At 72.2% G+C, this 24232-nt stretch carries 21 protein-coding genes; 7 read left to right on the top strand and 14 right to left on the bottom strand.

The genetic code is table 11. The features are described from left to right. Nucleotides 1–305 precede the first annotated feature (305 nt). On the top strand, nucleotides 306–1121 hold the full coding sequence (locus tag ACSTA4_RS09640; RefSeq protein ID WP_444963240.1) for an SAM-dependent methyltransferase: 816 nt from the start codon (nucleotides 306–308) through the stop codon (nucleotides 1119–1121). Nucleotides 1122–1279: 158 nt separating this feature from the next. Here the strand turns inward: ACSTA4_RS09640 and ACSTA4_RS09645 are convergent, their stop codons facing one another. The 5 genes from ACSTA4_RS09645 to ACSTA4_RS09665 form a co-directional block, all read right to left on the bottom strand. Beyond that, complete coding sequence (locus tag ACSTA4_RS09645; protein WP_444963241.1) at nucleotides 1280–2833, bottom strand: glycoside hydrolase family 43 protein; 1554 nt, start codon at nucleotides 2831–2833, stop codon at nucleotides 1280–1282. Nucleotides 2834–2982: 149 nt separating this feature from the next. After that, nucleotides 2983–3888 carry a carbohydrate ABC transporter permease gene (locus ACSTA4_RS09650; protein ID WP_444963242.1) on the bottom strand — a complete coding sequence of 302 codons (906 nt, stop codon included), beginning with the start codon at nucleotides 3886–3888 and terminating at the stop codon, nucleotides 2983–2985. A gap of 1 nt (nucleotide 3889) precedes the next feature. After that, complete coding sequence (locus ACSTA4_RS09655; RefSeq protein ID WP_444963243.1) at nucleotides 3890–4837, bottom strand: carbohydrate ABC transporter permease; 948 nt, start codon at nucleotides 4835–4837, stop codon at nucleotides 3890–3892. Further along, the gene (locus tag ACSTA4_RS09660; protein ID WP_444963244.1) at nucleotides 4834–6189 is read right to left on the bottom strand and encodes an extracellular solute-binding protein; all 1356 of its coding nucleotides are present in this window, start codon (nucleotides 6187–6189) and stop codon (nucleotides 4834–4836) included. Before ACSTA4_RS09660 ends, ACSTA4_RS09655 begins: the two co-directional genes overlap by 4 nt. A gap of 68 nt (nucleotides 6190–6257) precedes the next feature. Then, complete coding sequence (locus tag ACSTA4_RS09665; RefSeq protein ID WP_013152135.1) at nucleotides 6258–8102, bottom strand: glycoside hydrolase family 2 protein; 1845 nt, start codon at nucleotides 8100–8102, stop codon at nucleotides 6258–6260. Nucleotides 8103–8291: 189 nt separating this feature from the next. Between ACSTA4_RS09665 and ACSTA4_RS09670 the strand changes: the two genes are divergently transcribed. Then, nucleotides 8292–9344 carry a LacI family DNA-binding transcriptional regulator gene (locus ACSTA4_RS09670; protein WP_444964136.1) on the top strand — a complete coding sequence of 351 codons (1053 nt, stop codon included), beginning with the start codon at nucleotides 8292–8294 and terminating at the stop codon, nucleotides 9342–9344. 151 nt (nucleotides 9345–9495) lie between these two features. On the opposite strand, the gene ACSTA4_RS09675 is transcribed toward ACSTA4_RS09670, so the two are convergent. Beyond that, on the bottom strand, nucleotides 9496–9864 hold the full coding sequence (locus ACSTA4_RS09675) for a hypothetical protein (protein ID WP_444963245.1): 369 nt from the start codon (nucleotides 9862–9864) through the stop codon (nucleotides 9496–9498). 97 nt (nucleotides 9865–9961) lie between these two features. Between ACSTA4_RS09675 and ACSTA4_RS09680 the strand changes: the two genes are divergently transcribed. Both ACSTA4_RS09680 and ACSTA4_RS09685 read left to right on the top strand, forming a co-directional pair. Then, nucleotides 9962–10738 carry a Scr1 family TA system antitoxin-like transcriptional regulator gene (locus ACSTA4_RS09680; protein WP_444963246.1) on the top strand — a complete coding sequence of 259 codons (777 nt, stop codon included), beginning with the start codon at nucleotides 9962–9964 and terminating at the stop codon, nucleotides 10736–10738. Beyond that, nucleotides 10738–10908, top strand: a complete 171-nt coding sequence (locus tag ACSTA4_RS09685) for a DUF397 domain-containing protein (protein ID WP_275102131.1) — start codon at nucleotides 10738–10740, stop codon at nucleotides 10906–10908. The genes ACSTA4_RS09680 and ACSTA4_RS09685 overlap by 1 nt, the downstream gene beginning before the upstream one ends. A gap of 42 nt (nucleotides 10909–10950) precedes the next feature. Here the strand turns inward: ACSTA4_RS09685 and ACSTA4_RS09690 are convergent, their stop codons facing one another. The 4 genes from ACSTA4_RS09690 to ACSTA4_RS09705 all read right to left on the bottom strand — a co-directional run bounded on the left by ACSTA4_RS09690 (nucleotide 10951) and on the right by ACSTA4_RS09705 (nucleotide 16577). After that, the gene (locus ACSTA4_RS09690) at nucleotides 10951–11697 is read right to left on the bottom strand and encodes a spermidine synthase (RefSeq protein WP_444963247.1); all 747 of its coding nucleotides are present in this window, start codon (nucleotides 11695–11697) and stop codon (nucleotides 10951–10953) included. 139 nt (nucleotides 11698–11836) lie between these two features. After that, the gene (locus tag ACSTA4_RS09695; RefSeq protein ID WP_444963248.1) at nucleotides 11837–14161 is read right to left on the bottom strand and encodes a phosphodiester glycosidase family protein; all 2325 of its coding nucleotides are present in this window, start codon (nucleotides 14159–14161) and stop codon (nucleotides 11837–11839) included. 375 nt (nucleotides 14162–14536) lie between these two features. Further along, nucleotides 14537–15886: an MFS transporter gene (locus ACSTA4_RS09700; RefSeq protein ID WP_444963249.1), complete on the bottom strand. Its 1350-nt coding sequence runs from the start codon at nucleotides 15884–15886 to the stop codon at nucleotides 14537–14539. A gap of 91 nt (nucleotides 15887–15977) precedes the next feature. Continuing rightward, the gene (locus ACSTA4_RS09705; RefSeq protein WP_013152143.1) at nucleotides 15978–16577 is read right to left on the bottom strand and encodes a TetR/AcrR family transcriptional regulator; all 600 of its coding nucleotides are present in this window, start codon (nucleotides 16575–16577) and stop codon (nucleotides 15978–15980) included. A 90-nt stretch (nucleotides 16578–16667) separates the two neighbouring features. Here ACSTA4_RS09705 and ACSTA4_RS09710 point away from each other — a divergent pair, with 90 nt between their 5' ends. The 3 genes from ACSTA4_RS09710 to ACSTA4_RS09720 are packed head-to-tail and all read left to right on the top strand — an operon-like array spanning nucleotide 16668 to nucleotide 21248. Continuing rightward, nucleotides 16668–18224, top strand: a complete 1557-nt coding sequence (locus ACSTA4_RS09710; RefSeq protein WP_444963250.1) for a class I adenylate-forming enzyme family protein — start codon at nucleotides 16668–16670, stop codon at nucleotides 18222–18224. Nucleotides 18225–18240: 16 nt separating this feature from the next. After that, nucleotides 18241–19422, top strand: a complete 1182-nt coding sequence (locus ACSTA4_RS09715) for an acyl-CoA dehydrogenase family protein (RefSeq protein ID WP_444963251.1) — start codon at nucleotides 18241–18243, stop codon at nucleotides 19420–19422. Beyond that, a complete protein-coding gene (locus ACSTA4_RS09720) occupies nucleotides 19419–21248 on the top strand; it encodes an alkyl/aryl-sulfatase (RefSeq protein ID WP_444963252.1) in 1830 nt (609 codons plus the stop codon). The genes ACSTA4_RS09715 and ACSTA4_RS09720 overlap by 4 nt, the downstream gene beginning before the upstream one ends. 81 nt (nucleotides 21249–21329) lie before the next feature. Here ACSTA4_RS09720 and ACSTA4_RS09725 read toward each other — a convergent pair whose 3' ends face one another. The 4 genes from ACSTA4_RS09725 to ACSTA4_RS09740 all read right to left on the bottom strand — a co-directional run bounded on the left by ACSTA4_RS09725 (nucleotide 21330) and on the right by ACSTA4_RS09740 (nucleotide 24089). Then, nucleotides 21330–21788, bottom strand: a complete 459-nt coding sequence (locus ACSTA4_RS09725; RefSeq protein ID WP_444963253.1) for a carboxymuconolactone decarboxylase family protein — start codon at nucleotides 21786–21788, stop codon at nucleotides 21330–21332. After that, nucleotides 21785–22180 carry a GNAT family N-acetyltransferase gene (locus ACSTA4_RS09730; RefSeq protein ID WP_444963254.1) on the bottom strand — a complete coding sequence of 132 codons (396 nt, stop codon included), beginning with the start codon at nucleotides 22178–22180 and terminating at the stop codon, nucleotides 21785–21787. Before ACSTA4_RS09730 ends, ACSTA4_RS09725 begins: the two co-directional genes overlap by 4 nt. 160 nt (nucleotides 22181–22340) lie before the next feature. Further along, entirely contained in the window at nucleotides 22341–23444 is a 1104-nt protein-coding gene (locus ACSTA4_RS09735) for an LLM class flavin-dependent oxidoreductase (RefSeq protein ID WP_444963255.1), read from the bottom strand. A gap of 177 nt (nucleotides 23445–23621) precedes the next feature. Then, entirely contained in the window at nucleotides 23622–24089 is a 468-nt protein-coding gene (locus ACSTA4_RS09740) for a MarR family winged helix-turn-helix transcriptional regulator (RefSeq protein WP_444963256.1), read from the bottom strand. Between the last annotated feature and the right edge of the window lie 143 nt (nucleotides 24090–24232).

A 24232-nucleotide genomic window follows, 5' to 3' on the forward strand; every position in this document is an offset into this window, starting at 1 on the left:
GCAGCCCTACCGCCGCGCCCCCCTGCCTCTGGGCCGCCCCACCGCCGCGTCCGGCGGGGTCTTCCCCTTTCGCGGGGAACACCCTCCCCCCGGGGCGCGCGCGTCTTCGGTGCCGGGGCTTTCCCTTTCGTGAGGAAATACCGCCGGTAAGGGGAGGAATCGGGCATTCGGTGGGGGGCGTGCACACACGGTGTGGATAGCATCGGTGCGAGCAGTTTCCCCGACCACGGCGGTGTTCCGGCTCCGTGAGCACCGGGGGCTGCGTTCCGTGACGTCCGCCCCCGTCTATCGAGGTAGATGCCCAGATGACCGACGATGCGTCCACTCCCGCCTCCGCCGGCCGCCCGCCGCAGATCGACACCACCCGGACCCACTCGGCCCGGATCTGGAACTACTGGATGGGCGGCAAGGACCACTACCCGATCGACCGCGAGGCGGGCGACGCGGTCGCCGCGGGCTTCCCCGAGATCGTGGACCTGGCCCGCACCAGCCGGGAGTTCCTGATCCGCGTCGTGACCCACCTGGCGGGCGAGGCGGGCATCCGCCAGTTCCTCGACATCGGCACCGGCATGCCCACCGCCAACAACACCCACGAGGTCGCCCAGTCGATCGCCCCGGAGGCCCGCGTGGTCTACGTGGACAACGACCCCCTCGTGCTCGCGCACGCCCGCGCGCTGCTGGTCGGCACCCCCGAGGGGGTCACCGACTACATCGACGCCGACCTGCGCGACCCCGACGCGATCCTGGAACGGGCCGCCCGGACCCTGGACTTCGACCAGCCCATCGCGCTCATGCTCATGGGCGTCCTGGGCCACGTGCCCGACGGCGAGGTCCTGCCGGTCGTGCGCCGCTTGGTGGACGCGCTGCCCCCGGGCAGCTACCTGGCCAGCTACGACGGCACCAACACCAGCGAGGCCTACAACGAGGCCATCGAGGTGGGCAACAAGCAGGGCGCGGTCCCCTACCTCCTGCGCAGCCCGGAGGAGGTCGCCGCCCGCTTCGAGGGTCTGGAGCTGCTGGAGCCGGGCGTGGTCCCCTGCCCCCTGTGGCGCCCCGCCCCCATCGAGGTCGGCTCCCGGCGCGGCATGGACCAGTACGGCGGCGTGGCCCGCAAGCCCTGACGCCGCGCGGTGCCGGTTCCGCCCGCGGCCCGGCCGCGGGCGGAACCGGCACGGGTACCGCGTGGTGGAGGCGGCCGGGCGGGCGGCCCCGCTCCCGCGCGGGGCCGCCGGTGCTCAGACGTCGCGGCCCCGCTCCCGTTCACGGAACCGGCGCGCGCTCAGGGCGCGGGGTAGACCTCCGCGCGGTCGATGGTGACGATGGCGTCGCTGGACCCGGCGGGCCGGTCACCGGTGACCGTGACGGTCAGGGTGTGCTCGCCGGGGCCGAGTTCGGGGCTCAGGTACACGCGCTGCTCGCCGACCCGGAACGGGTTGTGGTAGCTCACCGGCTCCGAGGGCGGCCCACCGTCCACCGAGAACGTCGCGTAGCCGTGGTCGGTGTCCAGGGAGGCGTACACCGCGATCCGCGACCCGGTGAAGTGGTAGGTGGCCGTGGCCCCGGCCTGGGCGGTGTAGTGGTCGTCGCCGTAGAAGCAGTACGCCCCGCAGCGGTCCCCCGTGGTCCAGTCGCCCCCGTAGGAGATCCGCGGTCCGCCCCGGCCGGTGTCGGTGTCGTTGACCGCCGTGCTGCCCGCCCCCGGGTCGCCGGAGGGGAGGCGCTGGGTCGCCCCCGCCGCCAGCGGCCGTCCGAGGTCGGGGGTCCCCTCGGGGGTCCAGCCGATGCGCTGGGCGCGCGTGGACCGGAAGGAGTAGGTGTACTCGGGCGTGTTCTTGGCGTGGTAGGCGATCCAGTCCTCGGTGCCGTCGGGCGAGCGGAAGAAGAAGTGGTGCCCGGGACCCCAGACCCCGGCCGCGTCGTCGCGGCTGAACAGCGGCCCCGGCAACTGCTCCCAGTCGTCCGCCGACAGCGGGTCGGCGCCCTCGTCCAGTGCGATCGACCAGATCTGGTAGTCGGGTTTGCCGGTGTCGCAGGTGGAGTAGGTGAGGAAGGTCCGGCCGTCGCGGTACAGCGGGGTCGGCCCCTCCCGGACCTCGGGGCAGCCGCCCTCGTTGGGCAGCGCGACGGGTTCGCCCTCGACCGTCCAGGGGTTGCTCATCCGCGCGGCGTAGAGCTGCTGGGGGCCGCCGTCGAACCCGCGTCCGGGGCTGCTCCAGGCGAAGTAGGGCTGCCCGTCGTGCACGAACGGCTCGCCGTCGATGGCGTAGGTGCCGGTGTCGGCGATCCGCGCCTTGAACTCGTAGGGACCGGCCGGATCGTCGCCGGCCGACTCCAGGACGTAGAGCCGGTGGCTGGCGTCCCGCTCCACGGGGTCGGTCAGCCTGCTGTCGGCGGCCGTGTAGTAGAGGTACCAGCGCGGCCCGTCCCCGGTCTGGAACCGGTGCAGCGCCGGGGCCCACAGTTCGGTGTCGCGGCTGGGGTCGCTGTCGCGCCACACCTCCACGGGTTCGGCGGTGGCCAGGGTGGCCAGGCTGGGTGAGCTCCACACGGAGATGCGGTCGCCCTGGGTGGTGGACAGGTGGTACTTCCCGTCGTGGTGCACGATCGTGGGGTCGGCTCCGGCGTTGAGGGGGTTGCGGAACGTCCCCTCCCGCGCGGCTCCGGCGGCCGTGTCGGCGTCGGCCGCGCTGGCCGTCGTGGCGGCGTTACCGCCGGAGGCGTCGGCGGTGGCGGATGTGGCGGCGGTGGCGAGGGGGAGTGCGAGCAGCGCCAGGGTCAGGGCGCTGAGAGCCCTCAGGCGGCGTCGCGGGCGAGGGGACGTGCGTGGTGACATCGCTGTTTCCCGTCCGGTGAGTGGTGCTCTTCCTGTTTCTTGCGTCGTTGTCGTCGTGCGGTGGGGCCCGCGCGCCCGCGGCCCCGGCGGCGCGCGGTGCGCCCGCGGGTACGCCGCGGCCGGTCGGCCCCGGACGCGCGGGCCGGCCCTCACTGTCCGCCCAGACCCGTCGTGGCGACGCTGTTGACGATCTGGCGCTGGAACAGCATGAACACCACCACCATCGGCGCCGCCGCCACCATCGACGCCGCCAGCTGCGAGGCGTAGAAGGTGCCGTAGGAGTCCAGGATGTTGGGGATGCCCACGGGCAGCGTCATCAGGGCCGGATCGGTCGTGACGATGAACGGCCACAGGTAGTTGTTCCAGGCGGTGATGAACACGAAGATCGACGCCGCCGCCAGGATGGGCCGCGACAGCGGCATGATCACCGTCGTGAACAGCCGCCAGTAGGAGGCCCCGTCCATGCGGGCCGCCTCGTCCAGCTCGCGCGGCACCGCGTCGAAGAACCGCTTGAGCACGAACACGATGACCGGCGCCACCAGTTGCGGCAGGACCACCGCCGCGTAGGTGTCCACCAGGCCCAGCGACACCATCTGCTGGAACAGCGGCACGATGAGCAGCTGCGGCGGGACCACGATCGCCGCCACCGTGAGGGCCGCCAGCGCCGCGCGGCCCCGGAAGTCCATGCGCGACATCGCGAAGGCCGCCGGGGCCGCCACCGCGATCGTGAGCAGGGTGACCAGCACGGCGATGACCAGGCTGTTGAACAGCCACATCTGCACGTTCCCGGCCTCGAACAGGTTGCGGTACTGCTCCAGGGTGAACCCGGTCCCGGGGACCAGGGTCGGCGGCAGCGAGACCGCGTCCCCCTCGGTCTTGAACGAGGTGACCAGCGCCCACCCCATGGGGGCCAGCCACAGCACCGCGAGGACCGTCAGCGCCGTCATGGCGGCGATCCGCGGTCCGCGGCCCCCGCCCAGCATCAGGTCGCGCTGCCTGGCGCGGTCCAGGGCCGCCTCGGCCCGCCGCGTCGAACGAATGCTCCGCGTCGCCATGTCAGACCCTTCTCCGCGCGCTGATCCACAACTGGAGGGCGGCCACGCCCAGGACGAGCGCCAGGAACAGGTAGGAGACGGCGGCGCCGTACCCGAACCGGTAGCCGGTGAAGCCCACGTCGTAGATGTAGAGCAGTAGCGAGCGGGTCGCCTCGCCCGGGCCGCCCCCGGTGAGCAGGTAGATCTGGTCGAAGACCTTCAGCGAGGCCAGCACCTGCAACAGCAGGACGACCACCGTGGTGCCCCGCAGTTGGGGGAGGGTGATGTGGCGCAGCCGTGCCCACACCCCCGCGCCGTCCAGCGCGGCGGCCTCGTACAGGTGGCCGGGGATCGACTGGAGGGCGGCCAGGTACAGCAGGAAGTTGAACCCGACCGTCCACCACACCGTGGTCAGCGCCACCGACCACATCGCCACGCCCTCGTCGGTCAGCCAGCCCAGGCCTTCCGCCCCCAGCAGTCCCAGCGTGTGGTTGAGCAGGCCGAAGTCCTCCACGTACAGGAACTTCCACACCAGCGCCACCGTGGCCACCGGCAGCAGGAACGGCAGGAAGAACGACAGCCGCCACAGCCACTGCCCGGGCAGCCCGGTGTGCACCAGCACCGCCATGGCCAGCGCGACCACCACCAGGGGGACGGTGGTGATGAGGGTGAACAGGACGGTGTTGCCCAGGGTCCGCCACACCATCGGGTCGCCCAGCGCCTCGGCGTAGTTGCCCAGTCCGACGAACGCGCCGCCCGCCCCGTTGAGAGCGGTGTCGGTGAAGCTCATCCACAGGCCGCTCACCAGCGGCCAGGCCAGGAACAGCGCGTACACCAGCAGGAAGGGCAGCAGGAACACCAGGGGCGAGTCCGCCAGGCGCAGCCACAACCGCCGCGCGAGGCCGGGGCCGCCCGGCGTCAAGGCCCCGCCCGCGCGGGGGCGGGCCGGGGCCCGCGTGGTCACGCTCATTCCTGGCCTCCCGGGTTGGTGCGGGCGGCCCAGGAGTCCAGGGTCCGGCCCAGGTGGTCCACCGCCGCCTCGGGTCCGTCGCCGGTCAGGGCCGTGCGCAGCGCCTCGCTCACGTCGGAGTGGAACCGCGATCCGGCCCCGGCGAACCACACCTCGGGGTCGAGCACGGGGGTCTCCCCGGCGGCGGCGTAGTCCGACTGCGGGTCCAGCGCCAGGTACTCCGGCGACTGGGCGATCGGCGAGTAGGCCGGGATGTGGCCCGCCTCGCCCCAGATCAGGCTGTTGCGCACCATGAGCGCCACGAACTCGTGGGCGGCGCGCACCCGTGCGGGGTCGGGGTCGCCCTGGCGAGGCAGCACGAAGGCGTGGGAGTCGGCGTACCCGCCGGGCTGGTCGAAGACCGTGGGGAAGGGGGCCGCCCCCAGGTTCTCCACGTGTTCCGACAGGTAGGGCAGCTCCCACTCCCCGCACACGAGCATCGCCGAGCGCCCCGAGGCGAAGGCCGCCAGGGCGGTGGGGTAGTCCAGGTTCGGCTCCGACGTCCGGCCGTCGAGCAGTTCGGCGAGGAAGGAGTACACGCGCAGCGCCGCGTCGCGGTCGAACACCGCCGGTCCGCCCTCGGGCAGCTCCATGGATGCGCCGGTCTGGTTGTACAGCATCCAGAACAGCCGCCACCCCTGGGAGTCGTCGTTGACGTGCCCGTAGGAGACGCCGTTGCCGCCCCCGGCCTCGGCCAGCGCCCGGGAGGCCGCGAGGAACCCCTCGGGGGAGTCCATCCCGGTCAGCTTCCCGTCCCCGTCGAGCAGACCGGCCCGGTCGGCGACTTCGGCGTCGTAGAAGACGATCACCGGGTGGGTGTCCAGCGGGACGGCGTAGGTGGCGCCGTCGTGGATGCCGCGTTCCCACAGGTCGGGTACGAAGTCCTCGGCGGTGACCCCGAACTCGGCCAGCAGGTCCAGGTCGAAGGGTTCGAGCAGCCCGCCGGGGGCGTACCCGGGCAGGCGGGACAGGTGCAGCACGGCCGTCTCGGGGGCCCGACCGCCCACGGAGGCCACCGCCAGCTTGGTGTAGTACGGCGGTCCCCAGGCCAGTGTGCTGGGGGTGACGTCCAGGTGCGGGGCCTGTTCGCGCACCGCGTCCAGCATGGTCTGCACCCGGGCGCCGTCGCCGCCCTGGAACAGGCTCCAGAACCGCACTTGCGTGGTCGATCCCGAACCGGGGGCGGGGGCGCATCCGGCGGCGCCCAGGGCCGAGCCCAGGGCGAGGGCTCCCGTGCCCAGGAGCACGCGGCGCCGCGAGAACGGCGGGGGAGATCCTGTGGGCGGGCTGGGTCTGCGTGGTGGGTGCGGCATCGGCGGACTCCAAGGGGGGGCGGGGGGTGGTGGGGGGCGGTGGTCCCCGGGGCGTCCCGGGGACGCACTCACTCGGGCCGACGATCGGCCTTCTCGTACGCGGCGGTCCTGCGCTGGGCGGCCGCGATGCGGGCGGTGTCGAGCTTGTCGCCGCGGTCGAACCGGTAGACGCCGTTGCGTTCCTGGAACACGTCGGTGAGCTGCGTGTAGCAGTAACCGAACATGTCCGGGTCCTCCAGCAGCACGCCCGTCAGACCCTCGAAGCGGGTGTGGAACTCCTCCGGGGTCCTGGGGTCGTCGCCGTACCCCCACGACTGCTCGCCGCCGTCGGTGCCGGGGTCCCAGCGGATCCCGCCGAACTCGCTGCAGAAGTAGGGCTGGCCGCGGTAGGGCACCGACCAGTCGCGGCCGTCCGCGCCGCGGTTGACGTAGGGGTCGTCCTGGGCGAGGCCGCTCATCTGCTTGCGGAACGCCTCGGGGTCCTGCTCGTAGCTGTGGGAGTCGTAGACGTCGGTCTCGGGGACCCGGTGGGCGTATCCGGAGGCGTCCACCACCGGGCGGGAGGGGTCGATCGCCTTGGTGGCCAGGAACATCGCCCGGGTCACGTCGTCCAGCGCGGTGAAGCGGTCGTGCAGCCGCTGGAAGGTCTCGTTGAGCGGGCACCACCCGACGACGCTGGGGTGGGAGTAGTCGCGTTCCACGGCTTCGGTCCACTGGGCCACGTAGGAGGCGTCCGGCCGCTGGTTGTCGTCGGCGGGGCCGCCGTGGGCCGCGCACCCCCAGTCGCCGAATTCGCCCCAGACCAGGTAGCCGAGCCGGTCGGCGTGGTAGAGGAAGCGCTCCTCGAAGACCTTCTGGTGCAGGCGGGCCCCGTTGAACCCGGCCCGCAGACCCAGTTCGATGTCGCGCACCAGGGCGGCGTCGTCGGGCGCGGTCATCAGCCCGTCGGGGTAGTAGCCCTGGTCCAGGACCAGGCGCTGGAACACGCGTCGGCCGTTGATCAGGATCGCCTTGCCCTGGACGGAGACCGACCGCAGGCCCGCGTAGGACCCGGCCCGGTCCACCACCCTCCCCTCGGCGTCCAGCAGTTCCAGGCGCAGCGTGTACAGGTGCGGGTCCTGCGGCGACCAGGCGCGGCGCCGCTCCACCGGCACCGCCAGTGTCAGCCGGGGCGCGGTGTCCAGGTCGGCGCGGGCCTCGGCGGCGGTGACCTCGCCGTCCCCGTCCTCCAGGACGGCGCGCACCCGCAGGCCCTCGCCGCTGCCGGACAGCGGCAGGAGCAGGTGGAAGGCCCCGTTGGCCAGGTCCGGGGTGATGCGGGGGCGGCGCAGGTGCGTGTCGGGGACCGGTTCCATCCACACGGTCTGCCAGATCCCGGTGGTGCGCGTGTAGTGGCATCCGGTGTTGGCGTACCAGGTGGCCTGCTTGCCGCGGGCCTGGAAGCCGTGTCGGCTGTCGCGGGCGCGCACGACCACCACGGCCTCCTCGCCGGGGGCCGCGACCCCGGACAGGTCGGCGGTGAAGGGGGTGAACCCGCCGCGGTGGCGCACGACCTCCGTGCCGTTGACCCACACGGTGGTGTCGTGATCGACGGCCTGGAAGTGCAGTAGGACGCGCCGTCCCGCCCAGGCGTCGGGGACGCGGACGGTGCGCCGGTACCAGACCGCCTCCATGAAGTCGGTGTCGCCCACGCCGGACAGCTCCGACTCCGGGCAGAAGGGGACGGTGATGGTGCCGGAGAGTCCGGCCTCGCGCAGGCCCCGTTCGAGCCCGCTGTCGCCGCGGTCGATCTCGAAGTCCCAGGTGCCGTTCAGGCACAGCCAGTCGGGGCGGGTGAACTGCGGGCGCGGGTACTCGGGGCGGGGCGGGGTGGCGGGCCCGTCCCCGCGCTGTGAGCGCTGGTGCGTCGGCACGGAGGTGTTCTCCTTCTCACGGCGTCGTCCTGTGACTGGCGTCACGCCACATGTCAGCACATTTTTACATCGATGTAAATACCTCGATCCGAAGGTCAGGAGGCTCCGAACGCCGTGCTGGGGAGGGCCGGGTCCGAGCGCCGGGCGGCGGCCGGGCGCGGGCTAGGATGGCGCTGATCGGGGGTGGACGTGGGCACGAGGCCGCGTATCAAGGACGTCGCGCGTCAGGCCGGGGTCTCGGAGAAAACGGTTTCCAACGTTATTAACGACCACCCGCACGTCAGGCCCGCCACGCGCGCCGCCGTGGAGGCGGCCATCGACGCCCTGGGCTACTGGGTCAACCTGGCCGGACGCCACCTGCGCCGCGGCCGGACCGGCGTGATCGCGCTGGTCGTGCCCGAACTCGACCTGGGCTACTTCGCCGAACTCGCCGACCTGGTCATCCGCGAGGCCGAACGCCTCTCGCGCACCGTCCTGGTCCACCAGAGCGAGGCCCGCCGCGAGCGCGAGGAGTCCGCGCTGGAGGGGTTCGGCGCCGACTTCGTGGACGGGGTCATCCTCAGCCCGCTCGCCATGGACGACGCCGCCCTGCGCACGCACCCCTCCCGGCTGCCGGTGGTGCTCCTGGGCGAGCTGCCCCGCACGGTCCGGCACGGCCACGTCGCCATCGACAACGTGGCCGCCGCCCGGGAGGCGACCGAGCACCTGCTCGACGGCGGACGCACCCGGATCGCGGTGGTGGGCGGTCGGCCGCCGGGCCCCTCCGGCACGGCCGAGCTGCGCACCCGCGGTTACCGCGAGGCCCTGGAGGCGCGGGGGAGGGACTACGATCCCGCGCTGGTGCGACCGGCCGGGCACTTCCACTGGAGGGACGGGGCGGAGCTGGCCGCCGAACTCGTCGCCGGGCCCAGGCCGCCCGACGCCCTGCTGTGCATGAACGACCTGCTGGCGCTGGGGGCGATGCGCGCGCTGCACGACGCCGGGGCGCGGGTCCCCAGGGACGTGGCGGTGGTCGGGTTCGACGACATCGCCCCCGGGCGCTACTCCGTGCCGAGCCTGACCACCGTCGCCCCGGACAAGCCGGGCCTGGCCAGGGAGGCGGTGCGGCTGCTGCTGGAGGAGGTGGAGGCCCGTCGCGGCGCCCCGGACGCCGAGCCCCGGAGGGAGGTTGACCGGGCCTCGGCCAAGGTCGTCGTCGGCCACACCCTCCTCGTGCGGGAGAGCAGTGCCAGTGCGCTCTGAGGCTCGTCCTCCTCGGAGAGGCCGGTGCCGCGAGAAGGAGCGCAAGCCGCTTTACGGAAATGCATGGAAATGGTCTGATTTTCTCTTCGTGCTTGCGTAGGTGAATGAGAATGGACCCCACGGCATGGCGGAGGTGGGGTCCGTTTCCGTGTCACTCCTCCTGTTCGCGCGCACGCCTCCACTCGCTTCGGCGGGGGAGTGGTGGTGCTATCTTTTTGGCGGTTTTGTTCCATTCGGGCAGTTCGAGTGGGGTCGAGGTTCCCGCCCGGGTGCGGATGAGGTCGTCCACGACCAGCCCGACGAAGACGCGGGGGTGCGTCCTGTAGTCACCCTTGCCGTCCAGCCATCGGTAGAGGCCGTGTTCGGTGACGGTGACCTGCGCGTACCCGAGATAGGGGCAGCAGGTCAGGGTGGGTACCGGGTTCAGGCTGAACCAGTGGGGCTTGTCGCTGATCTGCGAGGGCAGCCCGCGTGCGGTGAGTTCTTCCTGGAGGTGCTGTAGCTGTTCGATCGCATCCATACACCAACGGTGCGACTGAACAGTGGTTTTGCACAGCTACCAATATCTGCCTGTATGGACATGGTCCAGGGTGCAGATTCCTGGATAGCTTTGAGGTGTGACTGAGAACGAATTCACATCTCTGTTTGCCAAGCTTCGTGAACTGTCCGGTTTGAGGCAGGAGGAGCTTGCCGAACGTGTGGGGTCCTCCGCTGCCTCGGTGTCCCGGTGGGAGACCGGCGTCATCACGCCCAAGCGGGCGAAGGTCGAACAGCTCGACAAGGCGCTCAAGGCCGAAGGGCGCTTGGTGCGCACGTGGGAACCGGTGGCCACCGGTTCGCAGATTCCGCCTTGGATGCGTTCCAAGGGCGCCCTGGAGGAGAAGGCGGTGGAGATCGACACGGTGACGGTCTCCAACCTCGTGCCCGGCCTCCTCCAGTCCCTGCCCTACGCGCGCATGGTGTTCCGCGCAGGACATCCCAGCGCGTCCAACGACGATGTGGAGCGCTTCGCCCAGCTTCGTGTCTCGCGCTACGAGGTGCTCAAACGAAGGAATGACCCGTTCGTCACCGCCGTCTTCCCCATCTCCGCGCTGACCTGCCTGCCCGACAGCGTACGCACCGACCAGGTCAAGACGATCCTGCGGCACATGGAACGGGAACGGATGGCGGTCCACCTGATTCCCGACGGCAATCCGATGCTGCTGATCGCCGCCTCTGTCCAGGTCTACCGGCTGGCGGATGGTGCTGCCGTGGCGGCCTCCGACTACGCCCGGGGCAACCTCCTGATGGACGAGCCGGAGGACACCGCGGCGGTAGTGTCTGTCGTGAGGAACCTGATCGGATTGTGCTCTCCCTTGGGGGAAACGTCCGCCCTGCTAGGAAGGCTGCTGTGATGTGGCATAAGTCCAGCTACAGCAATGACGCCGCTCACTGCGTCGAGGTCAGCGAAGGGCCGACCACCCTGGTACGCGACACCCAGAACCAGGAAGCGGCCACACTGGCCTTCCCCGCCGCCGAGTGGGCCGCTCTGCTTCGTTGTGAAGGCCCCGCCTCCTCGCGCTGACACCCCGCTCAGCCGACTCCCCGTCCGGGGGAGCGGGGGCGCTCACGACAGCGCGACGTAGACGGTGTTGGACGCGTCGTGGTCCTGCTGCGGGTTGGGGAAGTCCACGACCTCCGCGCGCGCCGTGGTGAAGACCTCCGCCAGCAGGGCGGTGAACTCCTCCTCCGGCGCGTCGTTGGACCACAGCGCGAAGACGCCGCCCGGCGTGAGCAGGCGCTCGCGCAGGCGGCGCAGCCCTTCGGCCGTGTACAGACCGGCGTGACTCGGGTGGAGCAGGTGGCGCGGTGAGTGGTCGATGTCCACGATCACGGCGTGGAACGGCTCCGTGCCCAGGTCGGGGGCGGGCCCCGACCCGGCGCCGACCGAGGCGAAGAAGTCCCCGTGCTCCAGGCGGCAGCGGGAGTCGGAGACCAGCGCCGCACCCGAGGGGATCAGCCCCTCGCGGTGCCAGTCGATGACCTCGCCCAGGGCCTCCACCACGACCAGGGAGCCCACACGCGGATCCTCCAGCACCGTGTGCGCGGTGTAGCCCAGGCCCAGGCCGCCCACGGCGACGCGCAGGTTGTTCGCCGCGTCTGTCCCATCCGCCCCATCCGCCGCGTCCAGTTCGGCCAGGGCCAGCCGGGCCAGTTCGACCTCGGCCGCGGTGAACAGGCTCGACATCAGGAAGTCGTCGTCGAGTTTGATCTCGTAGACCTCCTTGCGGAAGAGGGGGTCGTGGCGGCGACGGAGGCTGAGATCCCCCATGGGGGTCGCCCGCCAGTCCAGTTCCTGAAAACGGGCGCTCATCTGTTTCTCCTGCTCGTCGTGGTCCTCGGGTCCCCTTCGTACCACGTACCAGCGGGGTGCCGGGCGGCGTTCGGGACCAGTCGGTGGAAGCCCGGCCCCGGCGGGGCTCGTGCCGCCGCCGGGCCCGCCGCCCGGCGGGTCAGGGCTCCGTCGTGGTCCGGGCGGTGAGGCCGTCCAGCACCACCTCACCCGCGTAGGCCCGGCTCGGGTCCTCCTCCAACAGGTACACCCGCGAGACCGTGACCGGGTGCCCGACGTCCTCGGGCACCTCCAGGCGCACGTCGCGCCAGCCCTCCCAGTCCACGGCGGGGCCCTCCAGGGAGTGGCCGACACCGTGCGCGTCGGTGAGGCTGAGCACGAGGCGGGCGCCGTTGCCGTCGCCGCGCACGCCCACCGTGAACGCGAAGGCCTGGCGGTCCAGGGCGAGCGGCTCGGGCGGGTGGGCGGCGGCGGTCCGGGTGCGGATGTCGCGGGTGAAGTCGTAGGCCAACGCCAGGCCGGGGCCGTCGCGCCCGGCCACGGGGCGCACCTCGGCCGCGCCGCGCGCGGTCCGCGCCGTCCACTCCCGGGCGTCCTCGAAGTCCGCCAGGGGAGTCGTCCGCGTACCGATGGAGAACGGTATCCGCGTGCTCACCCCGCCCGCGGTCACCGTGAGGACGCCCGACCCCTCTCCGGGCCCCGTCCCCTCTCCAGTCCCCGTCCTCTCCCCGACGGCGGTGCCCTCCCCGGCGCGCGGTCGCACCTCGAAGCCTCCGTCGCCCCGGTCCGTGACCTCGACCAGGTCGGGGACGGCCTCGACCCGTGCGTCGACCGGTTCGACGGGCGCCCGCCGCCCGTCCCCGGTGACGCCGGTGAGCACGAAGGAGGCGGTGTCCTCGGTGGAGGCCATGCCCAGGCGCTGGGGCGCGGCGAGGAGGGTGTCCGGGGCGGGCAGCACCTCCAGGTCGACGGTGTCGCGGACCCGGCCCGCCCGCCCCGTGACGGTCACCGGGCCGGGCTCGGCCGCCACGAACCGGGGGCCGTCGCCGTGCCCGCTGGGCGCGGACAGCTCCAGTTCACCGGTGCGGTCGTCGGGGGAGTGGGGCGCTCCGGGCCCGGACGGCCCGAAGGCCTCGTCGTGCCCGGTGGCGGCCAGGGTGCGGTGCATGCCCGTGAACACGAGGCGGGGGTCGGCCTGGGGCGGCACGGGGGAGCCGTGCGCGGGCCGGGGTTCCAGCGCGGGCCGCAGCCACAGGCCCGAGGTCCGGGCCGAGCCCTCCGGCGCCGTGAAGATCAGGCCGTCGGGGACCTCCCGGAGCTGGTCACCGGCGCGGTTGCGCAGCACCGGACCGGTGCCGCCGGGTTCGCGCACGAGCAGGGTCGAGGACCCGCCGCCGTCCAGCTCCAGCGCCTGCTCGGCCCCGGACGCGGCGAGCAGTTCGGCGACCTCCGCGAGGGTGGCCCCGGAGTGGCCGCTGTTGCGTCCGTCCGCGGTCACCACGTGCATGGCCTCGCCGTCCTCGGAGAACCCGATCGCGGTGCGCGGCGCGCGGGAGTCGTCCTCGACGGGGACGGGCTCGCCGTCGCGCACCAGCACGTGCCGTCCGCCCACGACGACGCGGGGTTCGACGCCCTCGGCCGTGAGGGCGTGCTCCAGTTCGACCGGGTCACCCTCGGACAGGGCGGCGATCCGCTCCGCCGCCGAGCCGCGTGCCACCAGGACCTGCTCGTCCTCCTCGATCGGGCCGCTGCCCGGGGTGTCGTTGACCCGCTCGACCGCGCCCTCGGAGATCACGGCCTCGGCGACGGCCGTGTCCCCCGGGTCGGCCCCGGGTTCGTACACCACGTGTGCGCGGGGGTGCCCGCCCCAGTCCGACGTGTACAACCCCAGACCGTCCGCGGGGACGGCGGAGGTGTTGAGGGCGTCGAGGTCGAGGTCCCCCGACGGCAGGGACGCGGTCCCGTCGAAGGCCACCCGCCGCACGCTGCCCCTGCCCTCGGCGTCGATGACCGCGGCGTTGGCGAACCCGGGGTCGGGCGAGGTGAGCAGGCGCCCGTCGCTCATCCCGGCGCCCAGTGGGGCCTGGGTCGCGCCGATGTCGAAGTAGCCGCCGTTGACCGCGGCGACCACGGTGGAGCCCTCCGGGGGGTCGGCGGCGGCGACCATGTCCGCCACCGTCGCGGGGGAGGTGAGGCCGCCCCCGTCGACGTACTCGACCCCGATCTCCTCGGTGAGGTCGACGGTGAGGAGGCTGGCGAACTGCTCCCCGCCGTCCCCCGTGGCGGGGAGGGGGCCGGAGGAGAGGCCGACCCCGGTGGCGATCCGCTCCTCCACGGCCCCGGCGATCCCGCCCACCGGCGCGGCGACGTCAGCCGTCACCCGGGACGAGGGCGCGGCCAGGACCAGGGGTACGACCAGCACGGCGACCACGGGGAAGGCCGCGGAGCGGACGGGGCCCGAGGGCCTCGGACGGGACAGGTTCACGGGGGCACCCCTTCGCGGGAGGGTTCGTCTGGGCGGTGGGTGGCGCGCCCGGTGCCCGGTCGTGCACATCCTCCACGACGGGTGCTCTTTCCAACGGCGGTACACACCGGAGGGTGAGGAAATGAACACGGGGAGAACAGGGGTGTTCGCGGCGGCCTGGGAACCCCGGGAGGCGGCGCGTTTCCGGACTCCAGCGCCGCGCGGCCCCGGGGGAGGGCGCCCCGGGACGTCGCGCACACCCCGCGGGCCCCCGTGGGGAGCCCCGGGCCCGGGCGATCCGACCCCGGGTGTCCCGGGAACACCCAGGGACTACGGGAACCCCCGGGTGTTCCGGGGCCCCCGGAACTTCGGGAGTTCTCAGGAGTCCGGGAGTCCTCAGGAACTCCGGGAATCCTCGGGCGCCCCGGTCGCGGCGACGGCCGCACCGGCCTCCTCCGCCGACGCGGAACCGGGCGCGCGCCGCAGGCGGCCCTGGACCTGCGTGGTGACGACCGCGAAGGCCGCTGTCGTCACCAGGGTGACCGTCATCCACACCCGCCAGTCGCCCACCGCGACCACCTGCGGCGCGAACAGTACCGCGGCGAAGATGAACAACCGGCTCACGAAGTGGTTGAGGCCGAAGGCCACTCCCTGGGCGTCCGGGTGGACCTCCTCGGTGTACTCCGAGAAGCTGGCCATCCACGGGCCGAGGACGGAGCCGAGGGAGATGCCGACCCCGGTCAGCAGCACGACGACCAGCGGCAGGGAGACGGACGCCCCCGCGCCCATCGCGACGACGAGCGCCCCGAGCAGCAGCGTCGCCGCCAGCGCCCCGAAGACCAGGAACGGCTTGCGGTTCTGCGCCCTGTCGGAGAACCGGGCGAAGACCAGGCTGGCCACCAGGTTGCCGACCCAGAACGACATCACGATCGCGGACGCCGTGCGCACCTCGACGGCGAAGTGGTCCACCAGCATGGTCTGGCCGTAGGCGTTCATGGTGGCGAGCAGTACGTAGAGCAGCGACATCGCGGCCACGTGCGCCCAGATGACGCGGTGGCGCAGGAGCAGCCGCAGCCGGTGCCCGGCGGGGGCCGCCCCGCTTCCGCGGGTCGCCTGTTCGGTGAGGCGGATGGTGCGCCGCAGGTTCGGAGCCAGGTCGCGCAGGGTGAGGGCGACCACCGTCGCGCCCACGAAGGCCAGGCCGGACATCACGAAGATCTGCGCGCGCCAGGAGCCGTCGAACAGGTCGAGCGTCAGCGCGGCGACGGCCGCCGCGAAGAAGTTGGCTCCGACGGGGCCCCAGCTCCAGAACGCGAAGGCCTGGGCCCGCCCCATCCGCGGCGTGAAGTCCCGGATCAGCGGCTGGGTGCCCGCCATCGCCACTCCCTCGACGAAGGCGAGCAGGATGCGTGCGGCGGTGAAGTGGACGACCGTCTGCGACAGCGCCATGAACAGGCACGCCGCCGCGGACAGGAACATGAACGGCACCAGTACGCGGACGCGGCCGACCCGGTCGACCAGCTCACCGCCCAGGTAGCCGGACACGGCGCCGAACAGCAGCGACACGGCGGTGATCAGCCCGTAGACCTCCAGGGACAGCCCGAGGTCGGCCAGCAGCAGGGGCAGGACCGGCGCGAGCTGTCCTTCGAAGGCGGAGATGAACAGCGCCAGGACGACGACGGCGAGCAGGAGCCGGCGCCGGGCTCCGGTGGGGTACTCGTGGAGCAGTCTGCGGTACGACGGCACGGCACCGACCCTTCTCTCATTCCTGGACAGAACGTCCGATAATGTTCTGTGCGTCCAGAACATAAGGGCAGTGACCCGCGCCACACAACCCCTACGTGGGAACCGAGTCGAAACCCGTCGCCCAGTAGCGTCCGCGCCGGGACAGCTCGACCAGCGTCTCCACCACCTGTTCCGCCCCGGGGCGCGGCGCGGGCAGCTCCAGCCACCACAGGAGCACCGAGACCTGCTCTCCGACCCAGGCCCGCGCGATGACGCGCAGGTCCACCCGCGGGCTGATCCGCTGGGTCCGCGCCCGTTCGGCGAAGATGTCGTGGGCCGCCGTGGTCCATGCCTCGACCAGGGCCCGCAGGCCGCGGCCGTCGCCCTCGCCGCGCAGGATCAGCCGGTAGACGTCGGGCTGCTCGGCCGCGTGGCGGAAGAGCTCGGCCACCGGCCGCCCGGTGAACCCGACCCCCTCCCAGTCCGCCGGGGTCATCCGCTCCCGCAGCTCGGCCAGGACGACCTCGACCACGTGGTCGTAGAGGGCCTCCTTGTCGCGGAAGTGCGTGTAGAACGTCGCCCTCCCGGTGTCGGCCGCCGCGGCGATGTGCTCGACCCTGACCCCGGCGTATCCGTGTTCGAGCACCTGGGCGACGAAGGCCGCCCGCAGTGCGGCCCGCGTGCGCAGGGTGCGTCGATCCTCGTTTGTCATGAGGCCTTTCTAGCAACGTTCACGCCGCTGGACAGATCCTGGACAGTATGTCTACTATCTTCGCGTTCGCTCGTCGTCTCTGGAGGGTCCGTGAACCTTGGTGGCTACCTCACCCGAAGCGCGTCCTACTGGCCACAGGCACAGGCCCTGGTGTCCGGGGACCGGCGCTGGAGCTACCGTGATCTCGAACAGGAGGCCAACCGGCTCGCCTCCGCCCTGCTCGCGCGCGGCCACGGTCCCGGCACCGCCGTCGCCACCCTCGCCGGCAACCGCGGCGAACTGGTCGTCGCCGAGATGGCCCTGTGCAAGGCGGGGTGCCTGCGCGTGCCGATCAGCGCCCGACTGGCGGCGGCCGAGGTCGAACACGTCCTGCTGGACGCGCGGGTGCGGCTGATCCTCGTCGACGCGGCCAACCTCGGGGCGGTGCGCGAGATCGTCGACAGGCGCGCGCTCGACTGCCTCGTCGTCGCCTTCGACGAGGGGGCCGACGCGCCCCTGACCTACACCGCCCTCCTCGCCGAGGGCGCTCCCGACCCGGTGGCCGTGGACCTCGACCCCCACGCGCCGGCGGTGCTGAACTTCACCTCCGGTTCCACGGGCACCCTCAAGGCGGCCGTCCAGACGGTCGAGAACCGCCTGTCCAACATGCGCAAGCTGGCGATGAACCCGCAGGGCTCGGTCGGACAGGACTCGGTCTACCTCGCCCCCGGCCCCATCACCCACGCCAGCGGCATGGGCATCCTCGGCTGCTTCTTCCGCGGCGCCGCGGTCGTGGTGCTCCCGTCCTTCGACGCCGAGGCCTACCTCGACGTCCTCGAACGCGAGGGCGTCACCCACACCTTCCTGGTGCCGGTGATGCTCAACCTGGTGCTGGCCTCACCGACCGCGGGGCGCCGGGACCTGTCCCGGCTGCGCAGCGTCACGGTCGGCGGCGCGCCGGTGAGCCCCGCGCGCCTGCGCGGCGCCGTCGAGCTGTTCGGACCCGTGGTCAACCAGGGCTACGGGCAGGGGGAGACCACGAGCGCCGTCACCTTCCTCACCTCGGAGGACGTGGTACGGGGGATCGAGTCCGACCCCGAACTGCTGCTCTCCTGCGGCCGTCCGGTCTTCGACACGGAGGTCCGTGTGGTCGACGACGGGGGAGAACCGCTGCCCGCGGGCGAGGTGGGCCAGATCGTGGCGCGGGGGCCCGACTGCGTCCGGGAGTACCACCACGCCGCGCAGGCCACGGCCGAGACCTTCCGCGACGGCTGGGTGTACACCGGCGACCTCGGCTTCCAACGCCCGGACGGCTACCTGTTCATCGTGGACCGCCAGAAGGACATGATCATCTCCGGCGGCTACAACGTCTACTGCACCGAGGTGGAGGCCGCCCTCTACGAACACCCCGCCGTCTTCGAGGTGTGCGTGGTGGGCGCCCCGGACGAACGGTGGGGGGAGACCGTCAAGGCGTTCGTGGCACTCCGGCCCGGCGCCGAGGCCACCGGGGAGGAACTGCGCGAGTTCTGCGCCACCCGGCTGTCCCGGGTCAAGCTCCCGCGCGTCGTCGAGTTCGTCCAGCAGCTCCCGCGCAACCGAAACGGCAAGATCGACCGCCGCGCCCTCCGCCAGCGCGAGTGGGCGGGCACAGAGCGAAAGGTGGGGTGAGCGGGCCGTGACTTTCATGCTGCGACCGAGCTACCACGACAATCCGCGCCTCGACGCGCTGGTCACCGGGCTCCGGGACTACCTGTCCGGAGAGCTCGCCGACTACGAGGAGGAACTCGGCCTGACCCCCGAGGCCGAGCTGCGACGGTCCGTGCTGGAACCGGTGTGGCGGCGCAGCCGCGAACTCGGCTTCTACGGCGTCCACCTGCCCGAGCACCTCGGCGGACGGGGACTGTCCCACACGGAGCTGGCGGCGCTCAAGGAGGAGGTGGGCGCCTCCGGCCGTGTGCTGGCCACGAGCGTGCTCGGCGACATGGGCGGACCGCTGCGGATCGGCGCGATCTTCGAGCACGCCACCGAGTACCAGACGGAGAAGTACCTGCTCCCGGTCGTCAGGGCCGAACGCGCGTGCTGCTTCTCCATGACCGAGGACGACGCGGGCTCCGACGTGCGCCGCATGCGCACGACCGCGACCCCGGTCGCCGGTGGCTACCGCGTCACCGGGCACAAGGTGTTCAGCACCGGCGGCACCTTCGCGGACTTCTCGATCCTGGTCGCCCGCCTGGACTCCTCCGACGACCGGTACTGCGCGTTCTTCGTCGACCTGGACTCACCCGGCTGCCGCGTCACACCCGGCAGGACGCCCCTGTCGGGCCAGAACATCGAGAGCGACGTCGTCCTCCAGGACTGCTTCGTCCCCGCGGAGAACCTGCTCGGCGAGGAGGGGCAGGGCCTGCGCATCGCCCTCGGCCGGGTCACGACGAACCGGCTGCTCCACTGCCCCACCGCGCTCGGCGCGGCCCGGCGGGCCATCCGCCTGGCCCTGGACTTCGCCGCCACACGCCAGGTGTCCGGCGGGCTCCTCATCGAGAAGCAGGCCATCCAGCACAAGCTCGCCGACATGGCCACGGACTTCTACGCCGCCCGCTCGATGACCTACGACGCGCTCGCCGCGCTCGACGCGGGGGAGCGGCCCCGGGTGGAGTCCTTCATGTGCAAGCTGTTCGTGGCCGAGCGCGCGTTCGCCATCGCGGACCAGGCGATGCAGATCCACGGCAAGGCCGGGATGGTGCGGGGCGCCCCGGTGGACGTGATCTGGCGGCAGCTGCGCATGTTCCGCGTGCTGACCGGCGCGTCGGAGATCCAGCGCAACGGCATCATCCGCGAACTCGTCAGAGCCGAGGGGGCCCCGGCATGACCGACGCGAAGTCACCGGAGCGGAACCTTCCCGCCGAGGACGGACAGGACACGCGCGACGCCGAACGCGGCTTCCTGGGGACTCTGGAGCCCGCACGCGTCACCGACGCCGCCGGGCGCGTCGTCTACGACGCCGACGCCTACGCGTTCCTGGACGGGCCGGCGCCCGCCACGGCGAACCCGAGCCTGTGGCGGCAGAGCCGGCTCGCGGCCGGGCACGGCCTGTTCGAGGTCACCGAGGGGATCTACCAGGTCCGCGGGTTCGACCTGGCCAACATGACCCTGGTCGAGGGCGACTCCGGTGTCATCGTGATCGACACGCTGACCTCGACCGAGACCGCCGCCGCCGCGCTGGCGCTCTACCGGTCCCACCGGGGCGACCGGCCGGTCACGGGCGTGGTCCTCACCCATCCGCACGCCGACCACTTCGGCGGGGTGAGCGCCGTCCTCGCGGACGCGGCCGACGACGTCCTGGTGCTCGCGCCCGAGGGCTTCATGGAGCACGCGGTCTCCGAGAACGTCTACGCCGGACCGGCGATGGCCAGGCGGTCGGGTTTCATGTACGGCACCGCGCTGGAGGCCTCCGCCCCGGGGCACCTGGGCTGCGGCCTGGGGCAGCGCCCGGCCGCCGGAACGATCGGACTGGTCGAGCCCACCGAGTCGATCACCCGGACCGGCCAGGTCCGGGTGATCGACGGCGTGGAGATCGAGTTCCAGCTCACGCCGGGGACGGAGGCGCCGGCCGAGATGAACATGTACTTCCCCGCCCGGCGGGCGCTGTGCCTGGCCGAGAACGCCGTGCACACGATGCACAACATCATCACGCTGAGGGGCGCCCAGGTCCGCGACGCCCGGCAGTGGGCGCGCTACCTCACCGAAGCCCTCCAGCTCTTCGGCGGCCGCTCCGACGTCGCCTTCGCCACCCACCACTGGCCCACCTGGGGCGCCGACCGGATCGAGGAGTTCCTGGCCGGGCAGCGCGACCTCTACGCCTACCTGCACGACCAGACGGTGCGCCTGATCAACCGGGGCCTCACCCCCAGGGAGATCGCGGAGGAGCTGACGCTGCCGCCCGCCCTGGACCGGCGGTGGGCCAACCGCGGCTACTACGGATCGCTGAGCCACAACGTCAAGGGCGTCTACCAGCGCTACCTCGGCTGGTTCGACGGCAACCCCGCCCACCTGTGGGAACACCCGCCGGAGGAGGAGGCCAGGCGGTGGATCGGCCTGCTCGGCGGCGTCGACCGGGCGCTCGCGCACGCGGACGCCCTCGTGGAGGAGGGCGACCTGCGCTTCGCGGCGACCCTGCTCAACCACGCGGTCTTCGCCGAGCCGTACCACAGCGGTGCGCGGCAGCGGCTGGCCGACGTCTACACCGCGCTCGGCCACGGCTGTGAGAACGCGACGTGGCGCAACTACTACCTCACCGGGGCCGGGGAACTCCTGCACGGCCCCAGGACCGCGCGCCGCCCCGGCGGCCCGCGGCTGCTGGCGGCCCTCGACACCGGTCAGCTGCTCGACGCCCTCGCCGTGCGGGTCGACGGGCCCGCGGCCTGGGAACTCGACCTGCGCATCGACCTGCGCGTCGACGACGAGGACGCCCTGTGGCACCTGCGCCTGGCCAACGGCGTGCTCGTGCACTACCGCGACCCCGACCCCGACCCGCGGGCCGGGCTGACGCTCACCACGACCAGGCGGCAGCTGGTCGGCGTCATGACGGGCCGCGGGTGGGAGGACCTCCGGTACGAGGGCGACCTGCGGGTGCTCCGGGCGCTGCTCGACGTGCTGGAGGCGCCGGACCCCGCCTTCGACGTCGTGCGTCCCTGACCCGCCCGGCCCGGACCCGTGGCCGTGCCCCCGGCCCGGCCACGGGTCCACCGTCCTCCCACCGGTGCGGACGGTCTCCTCCTACTGCCCGACCACCGGGTGGCCGCTGGCGATCGAGACGCGGTTGAACGCGTTGATGAGGGTGGTCGTCCACTCCACCGCGGAGATCTGGGCGGTGGTCAGGTGAGCCGCCGCGCGAGCGTTGACGGCCTGCCGGTCGACGGTCGGATCGAGCACCGTCAACGACTCCGCCAGTTCGAGCGCGGCCCTCTGCTCATCGGTGAACAGCCCGGCCTCGCGCCAGGCCGGCAGCACGTCCAGGGCGCTCTGCTTCACCCCCGCCTTGCGCGCCTTCGGGATGTGGACGCTCAGGCAGGTCGGGCACCCGTTGATCTGGGACACCCGGATGTTGACCAGTTCGATGGTGTCGTCGCCCAGGCCCGCCTCCCGTGCCGCGGCCCTGGAGGCCGCTGCGGCCTTGAGCATCGCCCCGTAGACCTCGGGGTGCTCCTTGTCGATGTAGGGGCGCTCCGCTCTCATGCGCCGCCCCCCTTGACGGTCTCCTCGACCAGGGCGAGGTCGGCCGGTCTCGGCCGACGGAACCGTCCGCCCCCGGCCGTGTACTCGTCGCCGTGCTCCCGCAGGTGCCTGGCGAAGAGCGGGCACACGGGGACGACGGTGAGGTCCTCGCGGGCGCTGTCGGCCAGCGCCTCACCGACCAGCAGTCCGGCCAGGCCCCGGCCGCCGAACTCCGGTGCGACCTCGGTGTGGAAGAAGACGCGCTCACCGGGGTTCTGGGGCGGGTCGACGAAGTCCGCGCGCCCGGCAGGGGTGCCGTCCTCCAGACTCACGGTGTAGGCGCTGACGGCGCGTGCCTCGTCCAGCGCGATGTGGACGACGGCGCCGGTTCTGTCTGTTCGCGGCTCTCTCACGGAAGGCCTCTCTGGTGGGGACGGTGTTCGGCTCGGTCGGTGGCGGACACGGTGGCACCCCGGACCGGGGGTGGACGCCGGTCGGGCCGCCCGGGGGCACGGCGGCGGGTTCTCGTCGTGACCGGAACGGGAACGCGCCGTGGGGATCGGTCGTCGCGCCTCAGCCCGTTGCCGCCGCGGAGGTGTTCGCGGCGTCTCGGGCGGAGAGCAGTGAGGCGTGGGTGGGCGCGTCGGGCACGTGCGCGGGCCGCCCGGCGGCGAACTCCTTGCGCAGCACCGGCACGACCTCCTCGCCGAGCAGGTCGATCTGCTCCAGGACCGTCTTCAGGGGTGTCCCGACGCCGTCGACGTTGAAGAGCTGGCGCTGGTAGTGGCCGAAGCTGTCGCGGAAGGCGAGGGTCTTGTCGATGACCTGCTGGGGGCTGCCGACGGTCAGCGGGGTCTGGTCCATGTACTCCTCCAGCGACGGCCCGCCGCCCATCAGGGGGTGGTGGTCGAAGTAGGGGCGGAACTCCTTCACCGCGTCCTGGGAGTTCTTGCGCATGAACACCTGCCCGCCCAGGCCGACGATGGCCTGCTCTGCCCTGCCGTGCCCGTAGTGCTCGAAGCGGCGGCGGTAGAGCGAGATGAGCTTCTTGGTGTGCGTGGCGGGCCAGAAGATGTTGTTGTGGAAGAAGCCGTCCCCGTAGTAGGCGGCCTGCTCGGCGATCTCGGGGCTGCGGATGGAGCCGTGCCAGACGAACGGGGGCACGCCGTCCAGGGGGCGGGGGGTGGAGGTGAAGCCCTGCAGCGGAGTGCGGAACTTGCCCTCCCAGTCCACCACGTCCTCGCGCCAGAGCCGGTGCAGCAGGTTGTAGTTCTCCAGCGCCAGCGGGATGCCCTGGCGGATGTCCTGGCCGAACCAGGGGTAGACGGGGCCGGTGTTGCCGCGGCCCGTCATCAGGTCCACCCGGCCGTCGGCCAGGTGCTGGAGCATGGCGAAGTCCTCGGCGATCTTGACCGGGTCGTTGGTGGTGATCAGCGTGGTGGAGGTGGACAGGATGAGCCTGTCCGTCTGGGCCGCGATGTAGCCGAGCATCGTGGTCGGTGAGGAGGCCACGAAGGGCGGGTTGTGGTGCTCGCCGGTGGCGAAGACGTCCAGGCCGACCTCCTCGGCCTTGAGCGCGATGGTCACCATCGCCTTGACGCGCTCGGCCTCGGTCGGTGTACGGCCGGTGGTGGGGTCGGTGGTCACGTCACCGACGGTGAAGATCCCGAACTGCATCGCACCCGTCTCCCTGTGGTCGCTGTGCCGACTGCCGTGGCGAACGCGGTGCCGGGCGTGGTCGCCCCCGTCACGGCATCATCGTCTTTTTGTTGATGTATCAACCATGGTAGCCCAAAGGAAAGTCGATCCGTCAACGGAATAGCGCGGTATTCCCCGGGGCTGCGCGCCGCCCGCTCAGTCCGGCTGCTTCTCCATGTGGTCCACGACGCGCTGGGAGAGCCGGGCGAACGTCCTGAGCTGGCTCGGGGTCAGGGCGTCGACGAACAGGCGGCGGACGTGCTCGACGTGCAGGGGCGCGGCCTCCTCGATCGCCGCGTATCCGGCCGGGGTGGCGACGATGAACGCCCCGCGTGCGTCGTCGGGGCATTCCTCCCTGGCCACGAGCCCGCGCTTGGCCATCCGCCGGACCTGGTGGGACATCCGGCTCTTCTCCCAGTTCACGAGCCTGGCCAGTTCCAGGAAGCGCATCCTGCCGTCGTCCGTCGCGGTGAGGTTGACGAGCACGAGGTAGTCGGAGGCGGACATCCCGGAGTCGGACTGGAGGAGACGGGACAGCCGCCCGACGAGTGTCTCCTGCATGCGGATGAAGCCGTCCCAAGCGGCCTTCTCATCCGCATCCAACCAGCGCGGCGTCTCGTTCATCTGAATCCTTCCGAGGAAACTCTGGTCTTCAGGCCAGGGAGGAATCGGACCCCTGCGGAGCAGGCCGGGAAACGGCGATTCGCCCCCAGAGCGGATCGCCGCCCACCACAATCGCCAAACCCGCGAACCACCGCTGGAGTCGG

The organism is Nocardiopsis sp. M1B1 (assembly GCF_052466615.1).